Raw genomic sequence first — 23385 nt, 5'->3', positions numbered from 1 at the left:
CTGCTCAGCGGTTGATCGAACGCGCGATCCGCGCATAAGTGTGGCGGCGGCCGCGAATGGTAATGCCGTACGCCATGATGTTCTCCGGCAACGCCATGCCCATATAGCCAGTGTCGCCGAGGTGATGCAGGTCGGTGCCGGTCATCTTGGCCATCAGCGCGATCTGCCGGATGGTGGCTTCGTCGGCGCCTTCCTGCGAAGTGCCGACGGCGGTCAGCGTCAGTGCGCCGAGCTTGTGCGCGTGGCCGACCAGCTCGCGCACGTAGTCGAGCGTGATGCCCGGCACCGTGCCTGGTGCCGGCAGCAGGATGATGTCGGCACCGGCGGCGACGAATTCGTCGATATCGGCGCGGGTGATGATCTGCTCGGCGCCTTCGCCGAGAATGCCCGACGCGTGCATCTTGCCGGCGACCAGCACCAGCCGGTCGCCGACCTCGGCGTTGATCGCTTTCAGCGAGTGCGTGATCGCGGCGTTCGAGACGCCGTTGCCCGGGTTGCCGGTCAGCACCAGCAGGTTGACGCCCATCGCTGCGGCCTTGTGGGCATTGGCAACAGTGGCAAGTCGGCCCGGCTGCATGCCCCACAGCTCGTCCTCGCTGGCACCGAAGCTCGGGTCGACCGGTTCGAGGTTGATGCCGATCACCCGGCCGGTCAGGTGCTTGATCGTGCGGACGACGTCGTCCGGTGCGGTGTCCCTGGGCAGGCCGTTGACGACCGGCGCGTTGACGTCGAACAGATTGAGCAGCAACAGGTCGGCGCCCATGCTGGCGGCGAATTCGGCATTGCTGATCGTTACCAGCATCGGCTGGACCGCGCCGATGGTTTCGCACACCAGCACCCGGCCTTCGCTGGCGTGGATGGCGTGCAGCAGGTCGGCCTTGCCGATGCGGGCAAGATCCGAGGCGTTACAGTCGAGCAGACGTTTATGCATGGTGGTCTCCGCTGAAGGTCGTGCCTTACTGTAAACCTGTTCGCCCGCTGCGACCGATTCTGCCCGTCGGTGAACCGGGACGACCCGGCCCTCAGCGCGCACCGGGTTCGGTGAAGTAGGGCGGCACGCCGAGCAGTGCGTCGACGGTGGCGAAGCCGTAACCGCCGGCCTTGAGCCACGGAATCAGGCGGTCGACCGCAACCACGGTGTCGCCGCGCTTGCCGCCGCCATCGTGCATCAGCACGATCGCTTCCTCGTGCACATACGGCTGCACGCCGCGCTCGATGGCGTGCGCGCCGAACAGCATCCGGTTGCGGTACCAGTCGATTGCGTCGATCGACCACAGCACGACCTTCATTCCGTGCTTGCCGAGGGTGTCGATCTGCGCGTCGTCGATGCTGCCGTATGGCGGGCGCATCAGCGTCGGTGCCTTGCCGATGATGCGGCGGAACTCGTCCTGCGTCCGGCCGATCTGCTCGTTCCAGAGGTAGTTTTCGTCGGTGCCGGCGAGGTCGGGGTGGTCCCAGCTGTGATTGGCGACCGTATGTCCTTCGGCCAGTGCGCGCCGGACGATGTCCTCGCGTCCGACCATCTGGCTGCCCTGCCAGAAGAATGTCGCCTTGATCCGGTGTTTTTTCAGTACGTCGAGCAGGTCCGGCGTCCACGGGCTCGGGCCGTCGTCGAACGTCAGCGCGATCTCGCGCCGGTGCGTGGCCCCTTCGAGCCAGACGACTCCCGGGTGCCGGAGGGCCTGTTGGGTCATCTTCTCCTGCGCCACCTGCCCCCAGTTATCGAGAAACGGCGTGCGAACCGATTGCGTCGTTTTGTGCACGTCGGCAGCGATCTGGCTTGGTGCGGGCGGTGCCGGTGGCCACCAGGCGATCACACCCCAGATGGCGGCGAGCAACAGCAAGGCGGCAAGCACAATGCCAAGGTAGTGGCGCGGAAGCAGTTTCATGTCGGCGGTCGTCCTCGGGTTATTCGTCGCGCTTACCAATTGTTTTCTTTTTCATTTCCACGAAATTTAAACATAAGCAAGTAAGGCAAAGACACTATGTAGTCGATCGTCATACACTACGTCAACACAGCCCAAGGAGTGTTCGATGGCCATGCCCGGTGTTCACCCCCGTACCGCCTACCTGTTCATCGCGCCGTTCTTCGCTGTCTTCGCGGTATTCACGCTCTGGCCGATGCTGTTCAACCTGTGGCTGGCGTTCCGCGACTACTTTCCGCAAACCGGCAACAGCATGTGGAACGGTTTCGCGCATTTCGTCGAGCTGGCCGACTCCGAGTCGTTCGGCCATACACTGAAGAATTCATTGCTTTTCCTGCTGCTGGTGCCGCTGCTGCAGGCCGGTGCGTTCGGACTGGCCTTGCTGGTGCATACCAGGCTGCCCGGCATCGGCTTCTTTCGGGCGTTGTACTACCTGCCGGTAGTGATTGCGGTGTCGATCGCTGCGGTGGTCTGGCAGCAGGTGCTGCGTTTCGACGGCCTGTTCAACTGGCTGCTGGAGTCGGTGAGGCTGATCGACTTCGGCACGCAACCAGACTGGCTCGGCAATCCGCAGCTGGCGCTGTACGCGGTGATGGCGTTCTCGTTCTGGAAAAACGTCGGTTACTACATGGTGTTGTACCTGGCCGGCTTGCAGACGGTGCCGCGTGCGCCGCTCGAGGCCGCGCAGATCGATGGGGCCGATGCGTGGCAACGTTTGCGCCATGTGGTGCTGCCGGCAATGCAGCCGGTGATCTTGCTGTGCACGCTGTTGTCGACGATTCAGGCACTCAAGACGTTCCAGGAGGTGATCGTACTCACCGGGGGGCAGGCCGATACCCAGACCGCGCTGGTCTTCGTTTACGGGGCCGCATTTTTCGGACACAACTTTGGCCTGGCGGCGGCGGCCGGGTTGATTGTCACGCTGGCCTGTCTGGCGCTGGCCGCGCTGCAGTTGCGTTACTTCGGCGAACACGGCCTGTTGCGTCGCGGAGGGGCGGTATGAACCAGGGACTGGCCCGGGGGCTGGTGCTGCCGGTACCGAAGGCGCCACCGCGCTGGTACCGGTTTCGTCGGCAGCTACGCGATACGGCGCTGGCGTTGCCGCGCTACGCCGCCTTGCTGCTGTTCGGTGTGTTTACCGTATTTCCATTCTGGTGGGCGCTGTCGGTTGCATTGTCGGTCGACGGCTCGCAGATATGGGCGTTCCCGGCAGCCTTTCTGCCCAACGAGCCGGGCTGGATGTGGTTCGATCGGGTGTTCTACGAGATGCCGTTCTGGCGCTATCTGGCCAACTCGCTGCTGATTTCAACGGTGACCACGGCGCTGGTGCTGCTGCTGACCATTCCATGCGCCTACGCCTTGGCGCAAATGGTGTTTCGTGGCCGCAATGCCTTGTTCGTGCTGTTGCTGGCGACGCTGATGGTGCCGGCCGAAGTGGCGATCGTGCCCAACTTCATTACCTGTGCACGGCTGGGCTTGCTCGACAGCTATGCCGGCGTGGTGCTGCCGAATGTTGCCGGGGCGTTCGGCGTTTTTCTGATGCGCCAAACGTTTCAGGAAACGCCAAGCGAAATCCTCGATGCCGCGCGCGTCGATGGCGCCAGCGAATTCGGCGTGATGTTGCGCGTCGCGGTGCCGATGGCGAAACCGATGATTGCAACGCTGGCGGTGTTTACCTTCGTCGGCGCGTGGAACGACTACCTGTGGCCGGCGGTGGTGTTGAAGGAGCGTCTGAAAATGCCGCTGGCGGTCGGCATTTTCAACGATCTGACCGGGCCGTTCGCGGTCTCGACCAATCTGGTGATGGCCGCGATCGTGCTCTCGGTGGTGCCGGTCGTCGGCGCATTCGCGCTGACGCAGCGGCTCTTCCTTGGCGGCGGCGGGCTCAGCCGCCGCTAAGCCGGTTGCCGTGCCGGCTCAGGCCTGCTTGCAACCGGTGAAGTCGGGATAGAAGCGTTCCATCATCCGTTCGACGTAGGCAACCAGCGGCTTGTGCTGTTCGGCATAGCGGCGCAGCGGCGATTCGAAGCGTGGGCACAGCGTGCCGAGCAGGAAGGCGAACACCGTCGCATCGGTGCCGCAGATCGTGTCGCCCAGCAGGTAGGGCTTGTCGCCGAGCAGCTCGGTGATGGCGTCGATATCGCGGCGCGCCAGCTCGAACTGCTCGTCCGCCGTGTGCCGGCCCATGCCCTGACCGTAGAGGTCGCGGCTGACGCGGCGGCGGATCATCGCCTTGGCGCCGGCGCGCATCGGCGCCGGGACATTGCGGAAAAACTCGGCCGGGCCACGTTCGAAGTTCGCGTCGTTTTCCCAGCGCAGTGCCTGTACGGCGAAGTACAGGTGTTCTTCGAGCATTTTCTCGACCGCCCACGCCAGTGCGCGTTGCGCTGGCGTGTAATCCGCATCGAAATCGAGATCATAGCGATCTTCGAGATAGGCGCGGATGAACGTCGAATCGACGACCTTGCGGCCATCGTCGTCAATATGCGGCAGCTTGCCTTTGGGCGCACTGAAGATGCTGCCGGCTTGCGTCCGGTAGGGCAGGCCGGACAGTTTCAGCAGCACATCGGTCTTGGTCACAAAGGGGCTGGGGTCGGGCAGACCCATGCCGGGGCCGAAGGTAAACAGCGTGATCATGGTATGGATAGATACGGTTGTGCGGACGTCAGCTCCAAGTGTAAGCGGTTCTGCGCCACAACGGGGCGTTCAATCTCAACGTTCCTCGCTAGCTCTGCAGCAGCAGCACCGCCAGCCCGAACATCGTCATCGCGGTCAGTGCGTCGAGCATGCGCCAGACGACAGGGCGTGCGAGCCAAGGCGCCAGTGTTCTGGCGGCCATGGCAAGGCCGAAGAACCACAATAGCGACGCCGACATCGCACCCAGACCGAACTGCAGCCGGGCCATTGCGTCGTAGCGGCCGCCGACGCTGCCGAGCAGCAGCACCGTATCGAGGTAAACGTGCGGGTTGAGCAGGCTGAAGCTCAATGCGGCCAACAGCGCCTGACGACGGCTGCCCGCGCCGGTGCCGGCTGCGGTGTCGAGCGCCGCGGGTTTGAAGGCTGCGCGCAGCGAGCCGATCGCATACCAGCTCAGGTAAGCGGCGCCGCCCCAGCGTGCCGCGGCAAGCAGCAATGGCGAAGCGGCGAGCAGCGCCCCCATGCCGAGCAGGCCGAGTGCAATCAGCACGATGTCGCAGAGCGCGCAGATCGCCGCGGTCAGCAGCGCATGCCGCCGCAGCAACCCCATGCGCAGTACGTGCGCGTTCTGCGCGCCGATGGCGATGATCAGGCTGCCGCCCAGTGCCAGCCCCTGCCAGTAGATCGGATTCATGCTTGCAAGCTCCTCGTGACGATGGCTTGCAGCATAAAAATCACCACGGCATCAGGCGATTGGAATTAATCTATTTCAGTAAACATAAAATTTTCTAATCTATGTTCGACGGCAAACTCACCGAAGCCTTTTTGTCCGTGGTGCGCGAAGGCAGCTTCGAGCGAGCCGCGGCGTCACTGCACCTGACGCAATCGGCGATCTCGCAGCGGATCAGGGCGCTCGAGGCGCGGTTCGGCCAGACGCTGCTGACACGAGGGCGGCCCTGCATTCCGACCGGCGCCGGCCAGACGCTGCTGCGCTACCTCGACCGGATCCGCCTGCTGGAGGAAGAAGCGCTGCGCGCGCTCGCGGGCCCTGGCGAAGGGCCGTCGCGCCTGGCGCTGGCGGTGAACGCTGACAGCCTGCACGCGTGGTTGCCGCAGGTGCTGGCCGAAACGCTGGCTGGCTCGCCGTTCACGGTCGAACTACAGGTCGACAATGAGGATTACACCCACGAGTTGCTGGCGCGCGGCGAGGTGTTGGCCTGCGTATCGGCGCGGCCTGATGCCATGCGCGGCTGTCTGGCCGAGCCGCTTGGCGCCTTGCGCTACATCTGCGTTGCTACGCCGCGGTTCGCTGCCCGCTACTTTGCCGATGGCGTCAGCCGTACTGCATTGCTGAGCGCGCCGGGGCTGCTGTACAACCGCAAGGACGCGATGCTCGGCGCCTATCTGGCGCGGCACTTCGGCATCGGCGAGGGACATTACCCGGCGCATTTGATGCCGTCGTCGCAAGCCTTTGTCGATTTCGCCCTGCTCGACGTCGGTTACGTGCTGGTACCCGAACTGGCGGTCAAAACTCAGTTGGCCAGCGGCACGCTGGTCGACCTGTTGCCGGCGCGGCCGCACGATGTACCGCTGTATTGGCATGCGTGGCAGATTCAGGCGCCGATGGTCGATGCGCTGTTCCGCCGCGTCGTCGCTGCGGCGCGAGCGGTGCTGCGCCAGAGTCCCTGAACCTAGTTCAGTCGGTGATCGAGCCGGGGCCGTTTTCGTCATCCGAAGCCACACCCCCATGGGGAGGAGGGTGGAAGGACAGGCGACCCATGAGGGCGCCACGCAGGCAGCCTCCTGGCGCGCGACCCTAAGCGTGCCCGTTGCCGGGGGCTCGCGCCGGACGGCGACAAAATGGGGAGGCCTAGTCGCCCAGTGGAGCAGGTGCTCAGTTGCTCCAGCGCGTCCGTTCGTTGACGAAGCGGTAGTAACGGACCAGCGAGATCTTGCCGTTGCGGTCGAGCAGCGGTTTGGGTACCGGGCCGAATGGCGCAGCGTAGCGGATGATCTTCAGCGTCTCGGCGTCGAGGCGCGGATCGCCCGAGGTTTCCTCGACCTGCGCGTCGGCAATCGTGCCGTCGGCGTTCAGCACCAGCCGGAAGCGCAGCAAGCCCTGCAGCGGGTTGCCCTTTTCATCGCGCGGATAGTTCATCGTGCCAATGCGCTCGACCTTGTTGCGGATCTGCGCTTCCCACAGCCCGAACATCGCGCGGGTATCGGGGCGCTGCTGCGCCCGCGTGGCGCTGTCTTCCTCGACGTCGTTGCCTTCCTTGGGCAGGTCGGCATAGCGGGTCACCAGCTTGCGCTGCTTACCGTCCGGGCGAACGCCGAGCGCTTCGTCGAGCCCCTTCATTTCCACTTCGTTGACGCTCAGGTCAAGCGGTGGCTGGGGAGCGGTCGCCGGCGCGCTGGCCGTGGCCAGTTTGCGCCGGGCCGGCGGTTTGGCCGCCGACTTCGGCACTGCGTATTCCGAACGATCGCGAACCTGCACCGGTTTTTTCTCCGGCACCGGCGTGGCCTGCGGTGCGATGGCAGCGGTGGGCGGTGTGGGCGCGACCGGCTTCGGCGTCCGGACCAGCCGCATCTGCAGTGGCGGTGGACCCGCCGCGACGCTGCCCGATTGCTGCAAAGGTTGGAGCAACAGCAGCGACAAATGACCGAGCAGCGACGCGACCAGCGCCAGCCAGAGCCAGCGCGGAGTAGCTTGTCGTTCGGGGGAGATATCGGGGGACTGCTGCATCAATCGGGTCCGGCTGCTGCAATGTACAAGGGGCGAAGGCGAGAACTTAGCATGGTTCCTGACTGGTGTCGGCGCTTGCGTCGCCGTCGATCGTGGCCCAAATGCCGGGGAACCTGCGGGGCAAACCGCCGGTCATTCCAGATATACAGCTTGCCTGGCCCGCCGGTCATCGCGGATACGGGCTGATTTCCGGTTGCAAAGGTGTCTGACAAATTCCTTTGGCGGCCTTGTGCTCGCTGGTCGCGCTGCTGTCTGCCCGCGCGCCGCTGAAGCGCGCCTCGCCGGCAACATTGCAACGATTTTGCCAGCCCCCGCAGCAAGGAGACTTATGAAAATGAAATCCCGCATCGCCGTGATGTCCTTGTCCGGCTTTCTGGTGGTTGGCATCGCCAATGCCGCCGGCGACGTCAGCACCGCCAGGATCAGTGATATTGAAAACCAGATTCGCCTGGCGCGCGAGCAACATAGTGACAAGCGCCTTCAGCCGGTCGAAACGCCGCGACAGCAAGGCGATGAACCGGCCGGTGAATCCGCCTGAAAACAGCGGTGAGTCGACGCTGGGTGTCTTTTCTCCACGTTCTGCTTGAGAAATGCACTAGTCAGAATTAGTAAGGATGTTTATCTTCGAAGGCGTAAACGGCAGATGCCGCAAACTCGGAGAGATGCATGCCTAGCAAGACCCTCAAATCGCTGTTGCTCGCCCTGTCGCTGGCTGGCACTGCCGCGTTGCCGGTACATGCCGCGCCCCCCGCGCAGCTGAATGCCCAGGTGCCGGGTTTTTACCGGATGGCCGTCGGTGATTTCGTCGTGACCGCGCTGTACGACGGTTACATCGATCTCGACCCCACGCTGCTGAAGGGCGCCAGCGCCCAGGATATCCAGACCTTGCTGGCACGGATGTTCCTGCAGAGCACGCCGGGCGTACAGACCGCCGTCAATGCCTTTCTCGTACATACCGGCGACAAGCTGGTCCTTGTCGATAGTGGTGCCGGCAAGTGTTTCGGGCCGGCGCTGGGCGGTATCGTTGCCAACCTCAAGGCCGCCGGCTACACGCCGGAACAGGTCGATCTGGTGCTGCTGACCCATCTGCATCCGGACCATGCCTGCGGCATCAGCACCGCCGACGGCAAGCCGGTATTCCCGAACGCCGATGTCTATGTCGCCAAGTCGGAAAGCGACTTCTGGCTCAATGACGCCGCCGCCGCGAAGGCGCCGCAGGACACGCGGCCTTTCTTCAAGATGGCCAAGGATTCGATCCTGCCCTATGCCCGGCAAGGACGTTTCAGGGTGTTCAACGCCGGCGACAAGCTGCTGCCGGGCGTGAGCTCGGTTGTCGCGAGCGGCCATACACCGGGGCATACGGCCTATCTGCTCAGCTCCAAAAACCAGAGCCTGCTGCTGTGGGGCGATCTGGTCCACAGTCACTCGGTGCAGTTTGCGCGCCCCGAAGTTTCGCTCGAGTTCGACGTGAACAGCGAGCAGGCGATTGCCACGCGCAAGGCGATTTTCGCCAACGCGGCGAAAGACAAACTCTGGGTTGGCGGCGCCCACCTGCCGTTCCCGGGAATCGGCCATGTGCGCACCGAAGGGGGCGCCTACGCGTGGGTGCCGATCGAGTACGGGCCGATCCGTAGCGATCGCTGACTAGGGTCACGGTTGATTGGGGCTTGATGGATTGGCGGCTCCGATTGGCGCTCCAACGTAAAACGGGAAGGCGATGCCTTCCCGTTTTACGTTGATCGTTCATTGATCGCTTGAAACGCCTACTTCATCCGGTTCCACGCCGCGATCGCATCCTTGCGATTCGGCTGCGGCGAACAGATCACATTGCAGTTGCCGTTGGCGCCGAATTTGGCGCATTGCACCCAGACCCGATTGGCGCCGGCTTTGCGCACATCGGGCGGCGCACCGCACTTGGGGCAGGATTGGGGTTGGACCGGGGGCTTGGGATCTGTCATGACAGGTATGCAGGGCAAAGCAGCAGGATACGCGGGACCGGAGTGGCAGACCACTGTGGCTGCCGCGCGGACACCGTTTGTTTTCTGCCGACGATGGCACGCACCCGGGCTATCGGTTGATTTTTACGTTAGCTGACTGTTGTATTTTATTTTGTGTAATATCGTTGGGTCGTGTGATCCATTTGCTCATCAACCGGTACCGAACGAGACATCGCTTATGAGTACAACTGCAGCACCGGGCCTTGTCCTGACGCCACCCGAGCCGATTCAGCCACTGGCACCGCAGCAGGCCGGCGATGCCCTGCCGCTATCACCGGAACTCGCCGAACGTGTGGATGAACAGGTAGATCGTTTCATCTTTGCGCTATTGGATGAAGATGTTCACGGCGATTCGTTCAAGGCCAAGCTCGATTCGGCTTTTCGTTTGGGGCGCGAGGAAATCTCGCTGACCGCCAACCTGATGACCGGCCGATTCATGGCGCGCAATATGCTCGGCATGGAGTCATCGCCGGCATTTATTGCGATGGCGGAAATGCGCCGCCATCTGGATGAATTGAATCCGGGCCGCGATGGCGATTTGCTGGCGCCTAACAAAATCCTGGCCATCTTTCCATTTGGCGACAAGCTCAAGCGCTATTTTCGCCGTTTTCAGGCCTCCAGCTCGCAGCTCCAGGCTGCGCTTGGGCAGATTTACGCCGCGCGCGACGATATGCAGCGCGATGGCATCGAGATCGATTCGGCCCGGACCAAATTGTGGGAGGCGATGCAAAAACTCAAGGCTGCGATTCGCTTTGCCGAGCAACTCGATACCCGGCTGGGCCAAAAGGTTGAGGCCTTGAAAGCGACCGATGCCGAGCGGGCGAAGGCACTAGAGCAAGAGGTGCTGTATTACGCGCGGCAAAATCTCCAGGACATGCTGACGCAGCAGGCGGTTTGCGTGAATGGCTATCTATCGCTCGACGTGCTGAAGAAAACCAGTCGTGAAATGGTGATCGGCTGTGACCGGGTGGCCACCACGGGCATGTCGGCGCTGGCCGTGGCGCAAACCGTGGCGCGGGCGACGGGCAATCAGGTCAAGGTGATGTCGATGCTGGCCGGGGTGAATGCCGCGGTCGAGGGCCTGATCGCCGAGTCGGGAAAGCAATTGAACAATCATGTGGATCACGTCGCCCAATTCGGCGCCAATCCCTTGCTTGGCGTCGAAAAGCTCAAGGAAATGTTCGACCTGACCTTCAAGGCGATGGACAGCATGGACAGTTTTCGCAGCAAGGCCATCGATACCATGGCGCAAAACAACCGTGTGCTGAGCGAGCAGCTGGAGCGTGCGCAGGGTTATCTCGACAAGGTGCGCCAACAGCAGCTGCGGGACGCCGCCAGCCCGAATGTCGATGGTCCGGTCGCACTCTGATTTATCCCAACATAACAGCACTGGAGAGAATGAAATGAGTACGCAATATCTGATTCGTCGTGATACCTCGGCCTGGCAGCTGCAAGTCTGGCTGTCGTTCGTGCTGGCCGTTGCGGCTTGCGCAGTGGGCGTATGGAATATGCCGAGCGAAAGTCTGGATCGCGCGTTTCTGGCGATCGGTTATTTCTTCTGTCTGTTTACCGCGTTTACCCTGGCCAAGCTGCTGCGCGACAATCGGGACGAGAAAGTGGATACCGGCGCATGGGCGTTGACCGTCTGGGCCGCCTTTGCCATCGCCGTTGCGCTGACGGCCTGGGGCTTGTTCCGCATGACCATCGATGTCTGGCAGAAGAGCTATATGCTGGTGAGCTGGATCTATCTGATCAGCGCGGTCTTCACGCTGGCCAAGACGGTGCGTGACAAACACGAAGCTGACCTGCTTGAAAGCGGCGCGGCACTGGATCAGCCGACCTTGGCTGTTCAGGGCGCCCGTCCCTGAGCCGGTGTTCAGTACCGCGGCGATTAGCCGCGGTTGCGCAGAAAGGCACCGTGCAGGGCGAGGTGCTCGGCGCGTTGTTCGGCGATCAGCGCGGACAGCGCCTCAAGTTGATCGAGCATCAGCGCGAGTTGTGAAACAAATTCAGCCTTGCCTGCCTCGCACCTCGCTATCGCTTCGGCGCCAGATGCTATATCGGCCATTGCCAGATAGTGCTGGCAGGCGTCCGGCAGGTAGCGGGCGATCAGTTGCTGAACGAAGTAGGCCCGCTCCATCGGGATTGTCGTGACGGGCTCGGCGAGCAGTGGGATCAGCTTGTGCAGTTGTGTCTTGATCCGGGCAATGTGCGTCAGCGCTTCGTCCGGCAAGCGTGAGGCGATCGTCGCCAACAGCGCATCGAGTTGCTGGACTGCAACCGGATTGATCAGTCGTGCAGATTGTTGCTTGCTCGAACGCCGGCGCCAAGCCGATAGCAGTGCCAGCAACAGCGGCACGGTGGCCAGTGCGAGCCAGAACCAGCGATGCAACACCAGCGCGGTGATCAGCAGGGCCGCTGCCAGCAGGGTTAGCGCAATGGCCGTGTTGGAGGCGGTTTTTTGCCGCAGTGATAACTCGAGTGGCTGGCCAAGCTGTTGGCGCTGTCCGGCTTGCAGCAACTTCCGGAGTGATGCGTTACCGCTGGGCTGGCGTGGCTTGGGCTGTTTGCTGCCGCGTTTGGGCAAACTGCCGGTGACCCAGTTGCTTCGTTGCCTCATGCTTGTTCCGCTGCCTTGAATGCTTTCTTTCGAAGAAAGAGTATAGCCAAGACACGGTCATGCAGGAATGCGCCGGCCGGCGCTTACTTGTTGCGGTAGGCGCAAAAGCCCGGGCGCGGGCCGATTTTCGGGTGGTTTCTACAGGTGTTGGGCCGCAGGTCGTAGATCGTGCACAGCCGGGAGTCGGCGTCGAGATAGCTGCAATCGCCGCTGGCGCGCTGTGCCAGCGTAAACACGCTCTGCTTGAAGTTGAAGTGCTGGATGACGCCGGCCTTCTGCAGCCGCTTGGCAATCTGCTTCGCCTGTTCGTGCTCGGCCTCGAACGCGTCGACGACACCCATGCGTACCAGATCGGGCAGCTTGACCTCGACCGGCATCGTACAGCAGCCGGATTTGCAGTCGAGGCACATGCCGTTGCGATAGCGCGCCCAGGTGTCGAGGTTTTCCATCGTGGAGACGTGGATCAGTTTTTTGTACGGTGCGGGCATGGACGGCAAGGCGGATGTGAAGCGGGGCAATTATACGCGGCTGGCGGGATGCGCGTGCGCCGGCAGGCTGAGTGGCTGTACCCGCCCCACGTCCGAGCAGATATGCACGTTGAACACCGAACGCCCACGCGGAGCCGGCAAGGGCTTCAGTTGTCTTGCCGTTCGAGCCAGCGAAAGCCAAGGTGGCAGCTCGTTGCGCCGAGCATGCCGGGCATCAACAGTGCCACAAAGGGAATCAGCGCCAGTCCGGCCAGCAGCAGCCCGGCCAGCAGCATCTGTCCGCGCTGCTGGCGCACAAAGGCGCGTTGCTGCTCGGCGCTGACCACGCCGTCGAAAGCGTCGTTGACCAGCCCGCGCACGTTCAGATACGCGCTGAGCAGAACCAGCAGCGCTGCGCCGATCAGCGGAATGCACAGGCACAGCAAGGTGCCGGCGACCAGCGTGCCCAGGTTGCCGAGCAGGTCGCGCAGATCGGCGCGCCACGGGCGCTGTACCTGGCCTTCCAATGCCGGGTAGCGCCGCAGCACCACCCTCTGTACTTGGCCCATCAGCACCGTTTCGAGGATGACGCGCGCAACCAGCAGCGTCGAAAGCACAAAGCCGATCAAGCCCAATACGTACTGGACCACGGTGATCAAGCCGGCGGCGATCCGGCCGATGAGGCTCGCTGGATCGGGCACCCAGCCGAACCAGTGCGGTATGCCCAGCACCAGAAAGCGCGACGCGGCGTCGAGCGCGGCGGTGATCGGCGTCCATGCCAGTGCGTAGAGGATCGCCAGCACCAGCAGTGTACCTAGCCAGACGCCGAGCGAGACCGCCAACAGGCGCGGGCGCACGCTGTCGCGCAGGCCCAGTCGGACGCAATGGAGTACTTCGCCGGGCGCGAGCGGCGGCGCCAGCTTGTCTGCGGAGGCGGGGATTCCGGACATGGGATTCCTGAGTATCGATGAAAGACAGCGACAATTATGCAGCCCACAGGGCTGACAGTCAGATGGTTGGTCGATCAGCGTCTGGCGTTGGCGCTGTAATGGCGCAGGCAATAGGCGTAAAAGCCTTCGACCTCGGTGCGCGCCCATGGCGTGCGGCGCAGAAAGCTCAGGCTGGATTTGATGCTTGGCTCGTGCTTGAAGCAGTTCAGCGGAATCTGCCGGGCTAGTTCGTCCCAGCCCCAGTAGTCGACGAGGTCGGTGAGCATGCGCTCAAGCGTAATGCCGTGCAGCGGATTGTTGTCTTGATGGGCGTTCAGTGCGGGCCTCGGTCGGTGTCGTGAATGAAAAACGGGCCGACAGGCCCGTTTTGCGCAGCGGTCGCAGCTTAACGCGTGACCGGCTTGTAGCGGATACGCTTGGGCTTGGCGCCTTCTTCACCGAGGCGCTTCTTCTTGTCGGCTTCGTATTCCTGATAGTTGCCGTCGAAGAACGTCCATTGCGAATCGCCTTCGGCCGCGATGATGTGCGTGGCGATCCGGTCGAGGAACCAGCGATCGTGCGAGATCACGAACACGGTGCCGGCGAACTCGAGCAGCGCGTCTTCGAGCGCGCGCAGGGTTTCGACGTCGAGGTCGTTGGACGGTTCATCGAGGAACAGCACGTTGCCGCCCTGCAGCAGCGTCTTGGCCAGATGCAGCCGGCCACGCTCGCCCCCGGAAAGCATGCCGACCTTCTTCTGCTGGTCGCCGCCCTTGAAGTTGAAGCGGCCCAGATAGGCGCGACTGCTCATCTCGAACTTGCCGACGGTGAGGATGTCGTTGCCGCCCGAGACGTCGTCGAACACGGTCTTGTCGGCTTCGAGCCCTTCGCGCGTCTGTTCGACGAAGGCCATCTGCACGGTCTGACCGATGTCGATCTCGCCCGAATCCGGCTGCTCCTTGCCAGCGATCATCTTGAACAGCGTCGATTTACCTGCGCCGTTCGGGCCGATGATGCCGACGATGGCGCCAGCCGGTGCGTTGAAGCTGAAGTTGTCCATCAAGAGGCGGTCGCCGAAGCTCTTCGACACGCCCTTGAACTCGATCACCTTGTCACCGAGACGCTCGGCGACCGGGATGAAGATTTCCTGCGTTTCGTTGCGCTTCTGGTGCTCGTACGACGACAGTTCCTCGAAGCGGGCGATCCGCGCCTTCGACTTGGCCTGACGGCCCTTCGGGTTCTGGCGCACCCATTCGAGTTCCTGCTTCATCGCCTTCATCCGCGCGCCTTCGGACTTGGATTCCTGCTCGAGGCGTGCTTCCTTCTGCTCGAGCCAGCTCGAGTAGTTGCCCTTCCACGGAATGCCTTCGCCGCGGTCGAGTTCCAGAATCCATTCGGCGGCGTTGTCGAGGAAGTAGCGATCGTGGGTCACTGCGACCACGGTGCCCGGGAAGCGCACCAGGAACTGCTCGAGCCATTCGACCGATTCGGCGTCAAGGTGGTTGGTCGGTTCGTCGAGCAGCAGCATGTCGGGCTTGGACAGCAGCAGTTTGCACAGCGCGACGCGGCGCTTCTCACCGCCGGAGAGCTTGCCGATGACGGCATCCCACGGCGGCAGGCGCAGCGCGTCGGCGGCGAGTTCGAGCTGCAGTTCGGTGTTGTCGCCGGCGCCGGCGCTGATGATGGCTTCGAGGCGGCCCTGTTCTTCGGCCAGCGCATCGAAGTCGGCGTCTTCCAGCGCGTACTCGGCGTAGACCTCTTCAAGGCGCTTCTGCGCCGCCATCACTTCGCCCATGCCGCTTTCGACTTCTTCGCGCACGGTCGCTTCGTTGTTGAGCTTCGGTTCCTGTTCCAGATAGCCGATCTTCACGCCGGCCAGATGCTGGACTTCGCCGTCGTATTCCTTGTCGGCACCGGCCATGATGCGCAGCACCGTGGATTTACCCGCGCCGTTCAGACCCAGCAGGCCGATCTTGGCGCCGGGGAAAAAGGAGAGGGAGATGTCCTTGATGATCTGACGTTTGGGCGGAACGATCTTGCTCACGCGGAGCATCGACATCACATACTGGGCCATTGCTGAATCGCCAATTGGTTGGAATGGCGCGATTCTACCAAACGCCGCCATGCGCCGGCCGACAAAAAGCCCGGCGCGTGGCCGGGCTCAGTGGTGGCGCAGCAGCCGGTCAGGCCTGCGCCAGTACCGCCTGATCGCCGTGGCGGCGGGCCGCCAGCGGCACGAAGGCCAGCAGGATGCCCAGCACCGCCAGCGCGGCGACGTAATGACCCGGCGCCAGCGGATCGCTGCGCACCCAGTAGGTCAGCAGCATCGGCGTCATGCCGCCAAAGATCGCATAGGCGACGTTGTACGAGAACGAAAGCCCGGTGAAGCGCACCGCCGCCGGGAAGGCGCGTACGGCCACATAGGGAACGGTGGCGATCGCGCCGACGAAGAAACCGGTCAGCCCGTAGTTGAACATCAGCGTGGCGCCGTCGCCGGGCAGGGCGGTGTAGAAGTGATAGCTGCTCGCCAGCAGGCCGGAAAAGCCGACCAGCATGGTATTGCGTGCGCCGAAGCGGTCGGCGGCAAAACCGAAGACGATGCAGCCGACGGTCAGTGCCAGCGTGGCGATGCTATTGGCTTGCAGCGCCAGCGCCGGTGCGATGGCGTGGACTTTCTGCAGATACGTCGGCGTGAACAGTACGACAACGACAATCGCCGCCGACAACACCCAGGTCAGCAGCATCGACACCAGCACTGCGCCGATATGGTTGCGCAATGTGGCCTTGAGCGGCAGCTCGTCGGCCACGGCTTTCTGCGCCTGCAGTTCCTTGAAAATCGGCGTTTCCTCGAGGAAGCGGCGCAGGTAGACGGCGAAAAAGCCGAATACGCCGCCGAGGATGAACGGAATGCGCCATGCATAACCGGCGACGTCCTCCGGGCTGTAGCGGGTGTTGATGGCCGTTGCCACGAGCGAGCCGAGCAGAATGCCGGCGGTGAGCCCGGCGGTCAGCGTGCCGACGGCGACGCCGGTGCGGTTGGCCGGCGCGTGTTCGGTGACAAAGACCCAGGCACCGGGGACTTCGCCGCCGATCGCTGCGCCCTGCATCACGCGGAACAGCAACAGCAGCAGCGGCGCGGCGATGCCGATGCTCGCGTACGTCGGCATCAGGCCGATCGCCAGCGTCGGCACCGCCATCAGGAAGATCGACAGCGTGAACATCTTCTTGCGGCCGAGCTTGTCGCCGAAGTGGGCAATGATGATGCCGCCGAGCGGTCGCGCCAGATAGCCGGCGGCGAAGATGCCGAAGGTTTGCAGCTGGCTCAGCCAGTCCGGCATGTCCGGCGGAAAGAACAGCTTGCCGATGACGGCGGCAAAGAAAACGTAGATGACGAAATCGTAGAACTCGAGCGCGCCGCCGAGGGCGGACAGCGACAGCGTGCGCATATCGTCGCGATTGAGGGGGCGGTGGGCCGCCGGGGAAGTCGTCATGGTGAATAGCGCCGTGGTCGTTGAAAACGGCTGCGCGACGACGGGTCGGGGGTAGGGACTGCCGGTGGTCGGTCCTTGGGGTAAAGGACGCGTGCGTCGGGCCGGTTGGGCCCGCGCAATGGCCGGCGGTGCGCAGCCGGACCTATTCTAACGCCGGTTTCTTCGGCGAACTATCGTTGTGGCGCGAACGTTGCGCCGTTCCAGTCGCTTTCGGCCCAGCCCAGCGCATCAATCACGCTTTGCATGTCTGCCGCCGGCGGACAGGTCAGATCGAGCTGGCTGCCGGTGTGCGGATGTGCAAGCCGCAAGCCGGTGCACGCCAGCAGCATCCGGCTCACGCCGAAGCGTTCGGCAAACATCCGGTTGTGGCGGCCCTTGCCGTAGGTCGCGTCGCCGATGATCGGGTGGCTCAGGTGCTTCAGGTGCCGGCGCAGCTGATGGCGGCGACCGGTGAGCGGCGACAGTGCCGCCAGCGAATAGCGGCTGCTCGGATAGCGGTCGACGGCGACCGGCAGTTCGACGCTCGCGAGCCGGCGGTAGTCGGTGATCGCGTCCTGCGCATCGGTCGCCGCGGCATCGCCGGCGAATTCGTAGGCATCGACAAGGCGGGTGAGCGGGTGATCGACGGTACCCGCGTCGGGCAGCCAGCCGCGCACCACAGCGAGGTAATCCTTCTCGACGGCGCGCGTTTCGAACGCGGCGGTCAGCAGCCTGGCGGTGTCCTGATCGAGCGCGAACATCAGTACGCCCGATGTCCCCTTGTCGAGCCGGTGCACCGGGTAGACGCGCCGGCCGATCTGGTCGCGGACGATCTGCATCGCAAAACGCGTTTCGTGTCGGTCGATCATCGACCGGTGCACCAGCAGGCCCGACGGTTTGTGGACCGCGATCAGGTGTTCGTCGCGGTACAGCTCGGGCAGCGTTTCGCGGCTCATTCGCGCGCCGGCGCCAGCACGGTGCGGTTGCCGTTGGTTTCCATGCTGCTGACCAAGCCGGCGGCTTCCATGCTCTCGATCAGCCGCGCGGCGCGGTTGTAGCCGATGCGCAGCTGGCGTTGTACGGCCGAGATCGACGCGCGACGCGACTGCAATACGAAGGCAACCGCCTCGTCGTACAGCGGATCGGCTTCGGCATCGCTGCTACCGCCGCCGTTGCTGCCTGCCGCCTCGGCGTCGAAGCCGCCGTTGAGCACGCCGTCGATGTAGTCGGGTTCGCCGAACTTTTCCTTCAGATGCTCGACGACCTTGTGCACTTCGTCATCGGCAACAAAGGCGCCGTGGACGCGCTGCGGGTAGCCGGTGCCCGGCGGCAGGAACAGCATGTCGCCCTGGCCCAGGAGCGCTTCGGCGCCCATCTGGTCGAGGATGGTACGGCTGTCGATCTTGCTCGAGACCTGGAACGCCAGCCGGGTCGGGATATTGGCCTTGATCAGCCCGGTGATCACGTCGACCGACGGCCGCTGGGTGGCGAGGATCAGGTGGATGCCGGCGGCACGGGCCTTCTGCGCCAGCCGGGCGATCAGTTCTTCGATCTTCTTGCCAGCGACCATCATCAGGTCGGCGAACTCGTCCACCACCACGACGATGAAGGGCAGGTGCTCGACCGGTTCCGGGTTGTCCGGCGTCAGCGTGAACGGATTGGTCAGCTTCTGACCGGCCTTTTCGGCTTCCTTCACCTTCTGGTTGAAGCCGGCGAGGTTGCGCACGCCGAAATGGCTCATCAACCGGTAGCGTTTTTCCATCTCGGCCACGCACCAGTTCAGCGCGTTGGCGGCGAGCTTCATGTCGGTGACCACCGGTGCCAGCAGGTGCGGAATGCCGTCGTAGACCGACAGCTCGAGCATCTTCGGGTCGACCATGATGAAGCGCACTTCTTCCGGCGTCGCCTTGTACAAGAGCGAGAGGATCATCGCGTTGACGCCGACCGACTTGCCCGAGCCGGTGGTGCCGGCGACCAGCATGTGCGGTGCCTTGGCCAGATCGGTGACCACCGGCTGGCCGGTGATGTCCTTGCCGAGCGCCATCGTCAGCTTCGAGCCGGAATCGGTGAACACGGCGTCGCTGAAAATTTCCGAGAGCCGGATCATCTGCCGGGTCGGATTCGGCAGCTCGAGCCCCATGCAGGTTTTGCCCGGAATTGTTTCGACCACACGGATCGACGCCAGGCCGAGCGCGCGCGCCAGGTCCTTCATCAGATTGACGATCTGCGCGCCACGCACACCGACGGCCGGCTCGATCTCGAAACGCGTGATCACCGGGCCGGCGTAGGCGTCGACGACGCTGGCCTTGACCTTGAATTCGGCGAGCTTATCTTCGATCAGGATGCCGCGATCAAGCAGGTCTTCCTCGGAGACGGTCTGGACGAAGCTGCCTGCCGGTTGCAGCAGCGATACCGGCGGCAGCTCGCTGTCGTCGTAGTGACGGATTGGCGCCGGTGCGCGCGGGATTGCGGCGGCCGGTTCGGGCTGCACCGTGGACGCCGGCGCTTCGGCCGGTTCGTCGTCCCACTCCAGCGTAGTGGCTGCGGACAGCCATGCTGCCGGTTGTGCAGGCGCGGCGGGTGCTACTGGTGCGACAGGATGGACGAGCGCAGCAGGTGTAACAGCAACGGGCGCAGCAGTTACAACGGGCGCCGGTGCGGCCGTAGCCGCCATCTGTATCGGCGTCGCCGCAGGCACCGTTTCGCTGACGGGCGCTGCTATTGGCGCCATGGCCGGTTCAGCGATCACGGCGGACTGGGTGTCGGGTGGGGTAGCTTCGGCGATGAGCACGTCGCCGCTGGCGTCGGGCGAGGGTGGCGCGGCCACGTCGATGACCGGGGCGATCTGCTCGATGACGGGCTCGGTGATCACCGGTTCAGCGGGCTGCGGAACGATGACCGGTTCGACGATCGCTTCGTCGACCCGCATGACCGGTGACGGCGGCTGAGCTGCAGCCGGTTCGCCGGTCCACTCGATCGGCGGCAACTCCACCGGAGCCGGCGTAACGGTTTGCGGTTCAGCGGTCGTCGCGGGGACGACGGGTGCCGCCGGGGCGACAACCGGGTCAGGGGCGACCGCTGCGGGGGGCGTCAGGCGCGCGGTCGCGGCGGGCTTGCTCGGAAAAGGTCGGGTGGTGACGCGTGGTTGCGCCGCGGCCGGTGCGGCGGCCGGCCGTTGGATCGGCTGCGGTACGACGCGACCGGTGGCGCGCAGCGCCTGATCGGCCTGCATCCGCAATGTGCGCGTGTTGAGCTCGGCCAGCTGGGTCGGGCGCGCCGAGTTCATCGACGGCGTCGGTGCGCGCTCGCCATGGATTTCGCGCAGCCGCGCGCGGACTTCGTCGGCACCGAGGACCGGCATCACGGCCGGGGCCGCAGATGCCGGACGGGATGCGCGGTTGCGGTAAACGCGCTGCAGATTGTCCATCACCTGTTGCGGGCCGATGACGGGCAGTTCGCGGCGCGGACGCGGCGGGGCGACTGGCGTCGAAGCGGCTGCGCGCGCAACGGGCTCGGCACGCCGTTGTACGGCGATGTCGGGTGTACGGGGAATGGGCGCTTCGCGGCTTGGCGGTGTCTGCGGCTGCACGATGGGCGCGGGGCGAACGGCCACGTTGTCGTTTGCGGTGAACGGCGGCGGAACAGCGGCCTGCGCCCGCTGCATGACGGGTTCGGTCCGTGCGGCGACCTCGCGGGCCGGGGTCTCGGTGCGTACGAAAGCAGGCGCGGGCTCGACGTAGGCTTCGGCTTCCTCAGCCTCCTCGGCTTCGCGCGCAGCCTGTTCCGCCTGACGGGCCTTGGCTTCGGCCCGGCGTTCCTGCGTCGTGCGCCACCAGCCGGAGATACGCTCGGTTGGCAGCAGCTGCGATGCCGCATTGCCAGCGCTGCTAAGCATTTTCGACGTGGTTTCCCGCAGGCCGATCGACGGTGTGTTCTCGGCGTAGTCTTCGGCTTCGAAGGGCTCGTCGTCATCGACTTCGGGCGCCTGCTCGGCGTCTTGCTGCGTGCTGTAGTACGGCGTGTCGCGCAGGTCGCGCCACCAGTTCGCCAGTCGCTCGAAGGGATGAAAATCCCGCAAAGCCGGAATGCCCTCGCGCAACGCCTCGCCGCTGGCGCCAAATAGCGCCGGCCAGTGATGTTGCGTCGCCAGCGGAATGCTCACGCCGAAGCCGATCAGCAGCGTCACGATCGCGGCGACGGAGCTACCCGGCGCGAGGCCCAGGCTGCCGAGCAGCCATTGCCCCAATTGCGGCAAGCCGTTGTCGCCGGCCAGATAGTCGGCGAGCACCAGCGTGACGAACAGCAGTGCGGCGCCGCCGATCCGCAGCGACCGGCCCGGGCGCGGCTCGCCCTGCAAGGGCCAGCGACTGCGCCATGCCAGCCGCGCGATCGGCAGAGCCAGCAGCCAGCCGACGTGACCAAACAGCACGAAGAGCGGGCCACCTGGCAGGGCCATCACCAGCACGATCAGCGTTGCGAAAATCCATGACAGCGTCTTGATGAAACGGGCGTGGCCCGGATGCGTATCGCCGTGTGGGGCGAGATCCGGTTCGGCGTCTGGTGGGAGCGATTCTTGAGACATGGTTTCCAGTGCGCAGGGCCGGGACGGCCCGAAACAGGCTGCCGCGGCGCAAGCGGGGCGGCGCCTGGAATTCAAGAGGGGGCGAGGGCGGCGGCAGGCCGGATGCCACGCAGGAAAACGTGACGAAATGCAGGCCGGAAGCGGGAAAAACCGCAAGGCGCGACGCGATCGACGAAGCCGCAAAGTGTACCACAGCGCCCGGTGGCTCCGGCAGCGCCGAGGCCGCTTGTGAGCTGGGTTACAGCGCGGCTTTTGCGCCGGGAACTTGCGGGTTTCGCCGCTTGTTCCGTGCGTCGCCACCCGAACGCAGCCTAGCGGGTTGCCGTGGTTTCGCTGGCCGGGGTGCCCGGATAGAAGGCGAAACGCAGCGCGCGACCGATGCTGGCAGGGACGACCGAGCCGTGGTCTTCGTCGTCGAAGCGCTGGAAGCCGACGCGGTCGGCGGCGCCCGGCACGGCGGCGAGCTGTTGCGCCAGTACGCCTGCTTCGCTGGCCATGTCGAACTGATTTTCCTTGCCGCCGACGGTAATCAGCACCCGGGCCGCATCCTTCGGCTTGCTGGCCGCGTAGGTCTTGGCCTCGGCGACGATGGCGTGCTCGTCCCACCACACCGACGGGCTGGCGGCGAGATAGCTGGCGAACAGCGTTGGCCGCGAAAAGCGCAGGTGCAGCGTGAACAGGCCGCCGAGCGAATGGCCGAACAAGGCTTGCCGGCTGGCATCCACCGGATAACGCGTGGCGATTGCCGGCATCACTTGCTGCTGCAGGAAATCGGCAAAGGCCTCGCGCCCGCCGGTTCGGGGCGGTCGGTCGAACTTCTTCGGAATGCGCTCGTCGGGCACGTCGGACGTCAGGTCGTAGTAGCGCCGGGCACTGTCGAAAGCCTGGTCGGTCGGGTAGCCGATGCCGACGACGAGGACGTCCTGCAGTGGCCGCTGCATGCGCGCCGCGCCGGCGGCGATGGGGAAGTGGGCGTTGCCGTCGAGGACATACAGCACCCGGTAACCGCCGGGCGGCGGTGGCGCGAGCGGTGCGGCGACAAAGATGCGGTAGGCAAGGCCGTTGCTCTTCGCCTTGACGTCGTACTGCACGGCGTTGGCGATCGCCAGCGGGCGCGGGGTCGGAAACAGCGAGTTTGCCCAGGCGCTGGTGCGCGCGCCGGCGGTACTGCTGCTCGACGAGCCGCTGTCGGCGCTCGATCTGAACCATCAGTTCCAGGTGATGGACCTGCTGCGGCAGGAGACGCGCGCGCGTGGCATAGATCATGGTCGATGGCCTCGAACCGGCCCACGATCTTGCTGCGCGCCAGTGATCGGGGCTCATCCTGCCGGGCATCGCCCGCGGCCTATCAGCCGCTGCTGCATTGTCGCTGTTTAGTAACGCCACCTTCGGGTGGCGTTTTTCGTCGCCGGATGCTGGACAGCCGGCTTCTTTAAGATATATCTTTAGATGTATCTTGAGATATATCGGAGGTATTCATCATGCGAGGCGAGTTGGGACAACGCGGCGGTGGCCGCCGCGGCCGCGTGTTTGATCACGGCGATCTGCGTCTGGTGGTACTGGCGCTGACGGCGCAAAGCCCGCGCCACGGTTACGAGATCATCAAGGCCATCGAGGAAAAATTCGGCGGCAACTATGCGCCGAGCCCGGGGGCGATCTACCCGACGCTGACCTTGCTCGACGAGCAGGGCCTGCTGCGCGGCGAGGTCGACGTCGACGGCAAGCGCCGTTACACGGTCACGCCGGACGGCGAGGCTTATATCGCCGCCCGCCGCGACACCATCGACGGGGTGATGGTGCGGATGGAGCTGATGGCACGGCGCATGGCCGGCCACATGCCGCCGGAGCGGGTGATGCAGGCGATGCAGACGCTGAAGCAGGCCTTGCTGCTGCGCGAGCACGGCTGGACCGATGCATCGATTGCCGCCGCTGCCGCCGCGATCGAAACCGCAGCCAGGGAGATCGTCGATGGTCCGCGCTGAATCCTGTTGACGCGGTCCGTACCGCTGCAA

At 64.3% G+C, this 23385-nt stretch carries 23 protein-coding genes; 8 read left to right on the top strand and 15 right to left on the bottom strand.

Translation table 11 applies throughout. The annotated features are described in order from the left end of the window. Positions 1-4 precede the first annotated feature (4 nt). Both R0382_RS17765 and R0382_RS17760 read right to left on the bottom strand, forming a co-directional pair. Complete coding sequence (locus R0382_RS17765; RefSeq protein ID WP_432721346.1) at positions 5-931, bottom strand: haloacid dehalogenase-like hydrolase; 927 nt, start codon at positions 929-931, stop codon at positions 5-7. Positions 932-1022: 91 nt separating this feature from the next. Continuing rightward, a complete protein-coding gene (locus tag R0382_RS17760) occupies positions 1023-1889 on the bottom strand; it encodes a polysaccharide deacetylase family protein (RefSeq protein ID WP_432721345.1) in 867 nt (288 codons plus the stop codon). A 145-nt stretch (positions 1890-2034) separates the two neighbouring features. Here R0382_RS17760 and R0382_RS17755 point away from each other — a divergent pair, with 145 nt between their 5' ends. Together R0382_RS17755 and R0382_RS17750 are read left to right on the top strand one after the other, a co-directional pair. After that, entirely contained in the window at positions 2035-2928 is an 894-nt protein-coding gene (locus R0382_RS17755; protein ID WP_432721344.1) for a carbohydrate ABC transporter permease, read from the top strand. Beyond that, positions 2925-3824, top strand: a complete 900-nt coding sequence (locus R0382_RS17750; protein ID WP_432721343.1) for a carbohydrate ABC transporter permease — start codon at positions 2925-2927, stop codon at positions 3822-3824. The genes R0382_RS17755 and R0382_RS17750 overlap by 4 nt, the downstream gene beginning before the upstream one ends. A gap of 18 nt (positions 3825-3842) precedes the next feature. On the opposite strand, the gene R0382_RS17745 is transcribed toward R0382_RS17750, so the two are convergent. Both R0382_RS17745 and R0382_RS17740 read right to left on the bottom strand, forming a co-directional pair. Further along, entirely contained in the window at positions 3843-4562 is a 720-nt protein-coding gene (locus R0382_RS17745) for a glutathione S-transferase family protein (RefSeq protein ID WP_432721342.1), read from the bottom strand. A gap of 88 nt (positions 4563-4650) precedes the next feature. Continuing rightward, a complete protein-coding gene (locus tag R0382_RS17740; protein ID WP_432721340.1) occupies positions 4651-5256 on the bottom strand; it encodes a LysE/ArgO family amino acid transporter in 606 nt (201 codons plus the stop codon). A gap of 101 nt (positions 5257-5357) precedes the next feature. On the opposite strand from R0382_RS17740, the gene R0382_RS17735 reads away from it, so the two are divergent. Further along, complete coding sequence (locus R0382_RS17735; protein ID WP_432721339.1) at positions 5358-6251, top strand: LysR family transcriptional regulator ArgP; 894 nt, start codon at positions 5358-5360, stop codon at positions 6249-6251. 205 nt (positions 6252-6456) lie between these two features. Here R0382_RS17735 and R0382_RS17730 read toward each other — a convergent pair whose 3' ends face one another. Beyond that, positions 6457-7308: a TonB family protein gene (locus R0382_RS17730; protein ID WP_432721338.1), complete on the bottom strand. Its 852-nt coding sequence runs from the start codon at positions 7306-7308 to the stop codon at positions 6457-6459. Positions 7309-7642: 334 nt separating this feature from the next. Between R0382_RS17730 and R0382_RS17725 the strand changes: the two genes are divergently transcribed. Then, a complete protein-coding gene (locus R0382_RS17725) occupies positions 7643-7846 on the top strand; it encodes a hypothetical protein (protein WP_432721337.1) in 204 nt (67 codons plus the stop codon). 128 nt (positions 7847-7974) lie between these two features. Beyond that, positions 7975-8952 carry an MBL fold metallo-hydrolase gene (locus tag R0382_RS17720; protein ID WP_432721336.1) on the top strand — a complete coding sequence of 326 codons (978 nt, stop codon included), beginning with the start codon at positions 7975-7977 and terminating at the stop codon, positions 8950-8952. Between the two features lie 119 nt (positions 8953-9071). Here R0382_RS17720 and R0382_RS17715 read toward each other — a convergent pair whose 3' ends face one another. After that, the gene (locus R0382_RS17715; RefSeq protein WP_432721335.1) at positions 9072-9266 is read right to left on the bottom strand and encodes a Lar family restriction alleviation protein; all 195 of its coding nucleotides are present in this window, start codon (positions 9264-9266) and stop codon (positions 9072-9074) included. Positions 9267-9405: 139 nt separating this feature from the next. On the opposite strand from R0382_RS17715, the gene R0382_RS17710 reads away from it, so the two are divergent. Together R0382_RS17710 and R0382_RS17705 are read left to right on the top strand one after the other, a co-directional pair. Further along, positions 9406-10674 (top strand): toxic anion resistance protein, encoded by a 1269-nt coding sequence (locus R0382_RS17710; RefSeq protein ID WP_432721334.1) that lies wholly within the window; start codon positions 9406-9408, stop codon positions 10672-10674. A gap of 34 nt (positions 10675-10708) precedes the next feature. Then, positions 10709-11173, top strand: a complete 465-nt coding sequence (locus R0382_RS17705; RefSeq protein WP_432721332.1) for a YiaA/YiaB family inner membrane protein — start codon at positions 10709-10711, stop codon at positions 11171-11173. Between the two features lie 23 nt (positions 11174-11196). Here the strand turns inward: R0382_RS17705 and R0382_RS17700 are convergent, their stop codons facing one another. The 9 genes from R0382_RS17700 to R0382_RS17660 all read right to left on the bottom strand — a co-directional run bounded on the left by R0382_RS17700 (position 11197) and on the right by R0382_RS17660 (position 22464). Continuing rightward, entirely contained in the window at positions 11197-11925 is a 729-nt protein-coding gene (locus R0382_RS17700; RefSeq protein ID WP_432721331.1) for a hypothetical protein, read from the bottom strand. Positions 11926-12008: 83 nt separating this feature from the next. Beyond that, positions 12009-12413 carry a YkgJ family cysteine cluster protein gene (locus tag R0382_RS17695; RefSeq protein ID WP_432721330.1) on the bottom strand — a complete coding sequence of 135 codons (405 nt, stop codon included), beginning with the start codon at positions 12411-12413 and terminating at the stop codon, positions 12009-12011. A gap of 146 nt (positions 12414-12559) precedes the next feature. Further along, positions 12560-13342, bottom strand: a complete 783-nt coding sequence (locus R0382_RS17690; protein WP_432721328.1) for an EI24 domain-containing protein — start codon at positions 13340-13342, stop codon at positions 12560-12562. Between the two features lie 74 nt (positions 13343-13416). Beyond that, the gene (locus R0382_RS17685) at positions 13417-13632 is read right to left on the bottom strand and encodes a VF530 family DNA-binding protein (protein ID WP_432724190.1); all 216 of its coding nucleotides are present in this window, start codon (positions 13630-13632) and stop codon (positions 13417-13419) included. Positions 13633-13727: 95 nt separating this feature from the next. Then, on the bottom strand, positions 13728-15395 hold the full coding sequence (ettA, locus tag R0382_RS17680; protein ID WP_432721327.1) for an energy-dependent translational throttle protein EttA: 1668 nt from the start codon (positions 15393-15395) through the stop codon (positions 13728-13730). A 109-nt stretch (positions 15396-15504) separates the two neighbouring features. Beyond that, entirely contained in the window at positions 15505-16812 is a 1308-nt protein-coding gene (locus R0382_RS17675) for an MFS transporter (protein WP_432721326.1), read from the bottom strand. 170 nt (positions 16813-16982) lie between these two features. Beyond that, positions 16983-17747, bottom strand: coding sequence for a pseudouridine synthase (locus R0382_RS17670; RefSeq protein ID WP_432721325.1), 765 nt, complete (start codon positions 17745-17747; stop codon positions 16983-16985). After that, positions 17744-21373: a DNA translocase FtsK gene (locus R0382_RS17665; protein WP_432721324.1), complete on the bottom strand. Its 3630-nt coding sequence runs from the start codon at positions 21371-21373 to the stop codon at positions 17744-17746. The genes R0382_RS17670 and R0382_RS17665 overlap by 4 nt, the downstream gene beginning before the upstream one ends. A gap of 311 nt (positions 21374-21684) precedes the next feature. After that, on the bottom strand, positions 21685-22464 hold the full coding sequence (locus R0382_RS17660) for an alpha/beta hydrolase (protein WP_432721323.1): 780 nt from the start codon (positions 22462-22464) through the stop codon (positions 21685-21687). Between the two features lie 390 nt (positions 22465-22854). Here R0382_RS17660 and R0382_RS17655 point away from each other — a divergent pair, with 390 nt between their 5' ends. Continuing rightward, positions 22855-23355, top strand: a complete 501-nt coding sequence (locus R0382_RS17655; RefSeq protein WP_432721321.1) for a PadR family transcriptional regulator — start codon at positions 22855-22857, stop codon at positions 23353-23355. Positions 23356-23385 lie beyond the last annotated feature (30 nt).

It is taken from the genome of Jeongeupia wiesaeckerbachi, from assembly GCF_050916355.1.
Taxonomy (GTDB): domain Bacteria; phylum Pseudomonadota; class Gammaproteobacteria; order Burkholderiales; family Chitinibacteraceae; genus Jeongeupia; species Jeongeupia wiesaeckerbachi.
This window is presented reverse-complemented; position numbering and strand designations above follow the sequence as displayed.

What these genes read in the sequence shown, in the direction of transcription:
- R0382_RS17715 (WP_432721335.1), bottom strand. Translation starts at nt 9,266, where the DNA reads ATGACAGATCCCAAGCCCCCGGTCCAACCCCAATCCTGCCCCAAGTGC.
- R0382_RS17705 (WP_432721332.1), top strand. Translation starts at nt 10,709, where the DNA reads ATGAGTACGCAATATCTGATTCGTCGTGATACCTCGGCCTGGCAGCTG.
- R0382_RS17700 (WP_432721331.1), bottom strand. Translation starts at nt 11,925, where the DNA reads ATGAGGCAACGAAGCAACTGGGTCACCGGCAGTTTGCCCAAACGCGGC.
- R0382_RS17720 (WP_432721336.1), top strand. Translation starts at nt 7,975, where the DNA reads ATGCCTAGCAAGACCCTCAAATCGCTGTTGCTCGCCCTGTCGCTGGCT.
- R0382_RS17675 (WP_432721326.1), bottom strand. Translation starts at nt 16,812, where the DNA reads ATGACGACTTCCCCGGCGGCCCACCGCCCCCTCAATCGCGACGATATG.
- R0382_RS17735 (WP_432721339.1), top strand. Translation starts at nt 5,358, where the DNA reads ATGTTCGACGGCAAACTCACCGAAGCCTTTTTGTCCGTGGTGCGCGAA.
- R0382_RS17730 (WP_432721338.1), bottom strand. Translation starts at nt 7,308, where the DNA reads ATGCAGCAGTCCCCCGATATCTCCCCCGAACGACAAGCTACTCCGCGC.
- R0382_RS17690 (WP_432721328.1), bottom strand. Translation starts at nt 13,342, where the DNA reads ATGTCCGGAATCCCCGCCTCCGCAGACAAGCTGGCGCCGCCGCTCGCG.
- R0382_RS17760 (WP_432721345.1), bottom strand. Translation starts at nt 1,889, where the DNA reads ATGAAACTGCTTCCGCGCCACTACCTTGGCATTGTGCTTGCCGCCTTG.
- R0382_RS17725 (WP_432721337.1), top strand. Translation starts at nt 7,643, where the DNA reads ATGAAATCCCGCATCGCCGTGATGTCCTTGTCCGGCTTTCTGGTGGTT.
- R0382_RS17695 (WP_432721330.1), bottom strand. Translation starts at nt 12,413, where the DNA reads ATGCCCGCACCGTACAAAAAACTGATCCACGTCTCCACGATGGAAAAC.
- R0382_RS17740 (WP_432721340.1), bottom strand. Translation starts at nt 5,256, where the DNA reads ATGAATCCGATCTACTGGCAGGGGCTGGCACTGGGCGGCAGCCTGATC.
- R0382_RS17745 (WP_432721342.1), bottom strand. Translation starts at nt 4,562, where the DNA reads ATGATCACGCTGTTTACCTTCGGCCCCGGCATGGGTCTGCCCGACCCC.
- R0382_RS17750 (WP_432721343.1), top strand. Translation starts at nt 2,925, where the DNA reads ATGAACCAGGGACTGGCCCGGGGGCTGGTGCTGCCGGTACCGAAGGCG.
- R0382_RS17665 (WP_432721324.1), bottom strand. Translation starts at nt 21,373, where the DNA reads ATGTCTCAAGAATCGCTCCCACCAGACGCCGAACCGGATCTCGCCCCA.
- R0382_RS17655 (WP_432721321.1), top strand. Translation starts at nt 22,855, where the DNA reads ATGCGAGGCGAGTTGGGACAACGCGGCGGTGGCCGCCGCGGCCGCGTG.
- R0382_RS17755 (WP_432721344.1), top strand. Translation starts at nt 2,035, where the DNA reads ATGGCCATGCCCGGTGTTCACCCCCGTACCGCCTACCTGTTCATCGCG.
- R0382_RS17765 (WP_432721346.1), bottom strand. Translation starts at nt 931, where the DNA reads ATGCATAAACGTCTGCTCGACTGTAACGCCTCGGATCTTGCCCGCATC.
- ettA (WP_432721327.1), bottom strand. Translation starts at nt 15,395, where the DNA reads ATGGCCCAGTATGTGATGTCGATGCTCCGCGTGAGCAAGATCGTTCCG.
- R0382_RS17670 (WP_432721325.1), bottom strand. Translation starts at nt 17,747, where the DNA reads ATGAGCCGCGAAACGCTGCCCGAGCTGTACCGCGACGAACACCTGATC.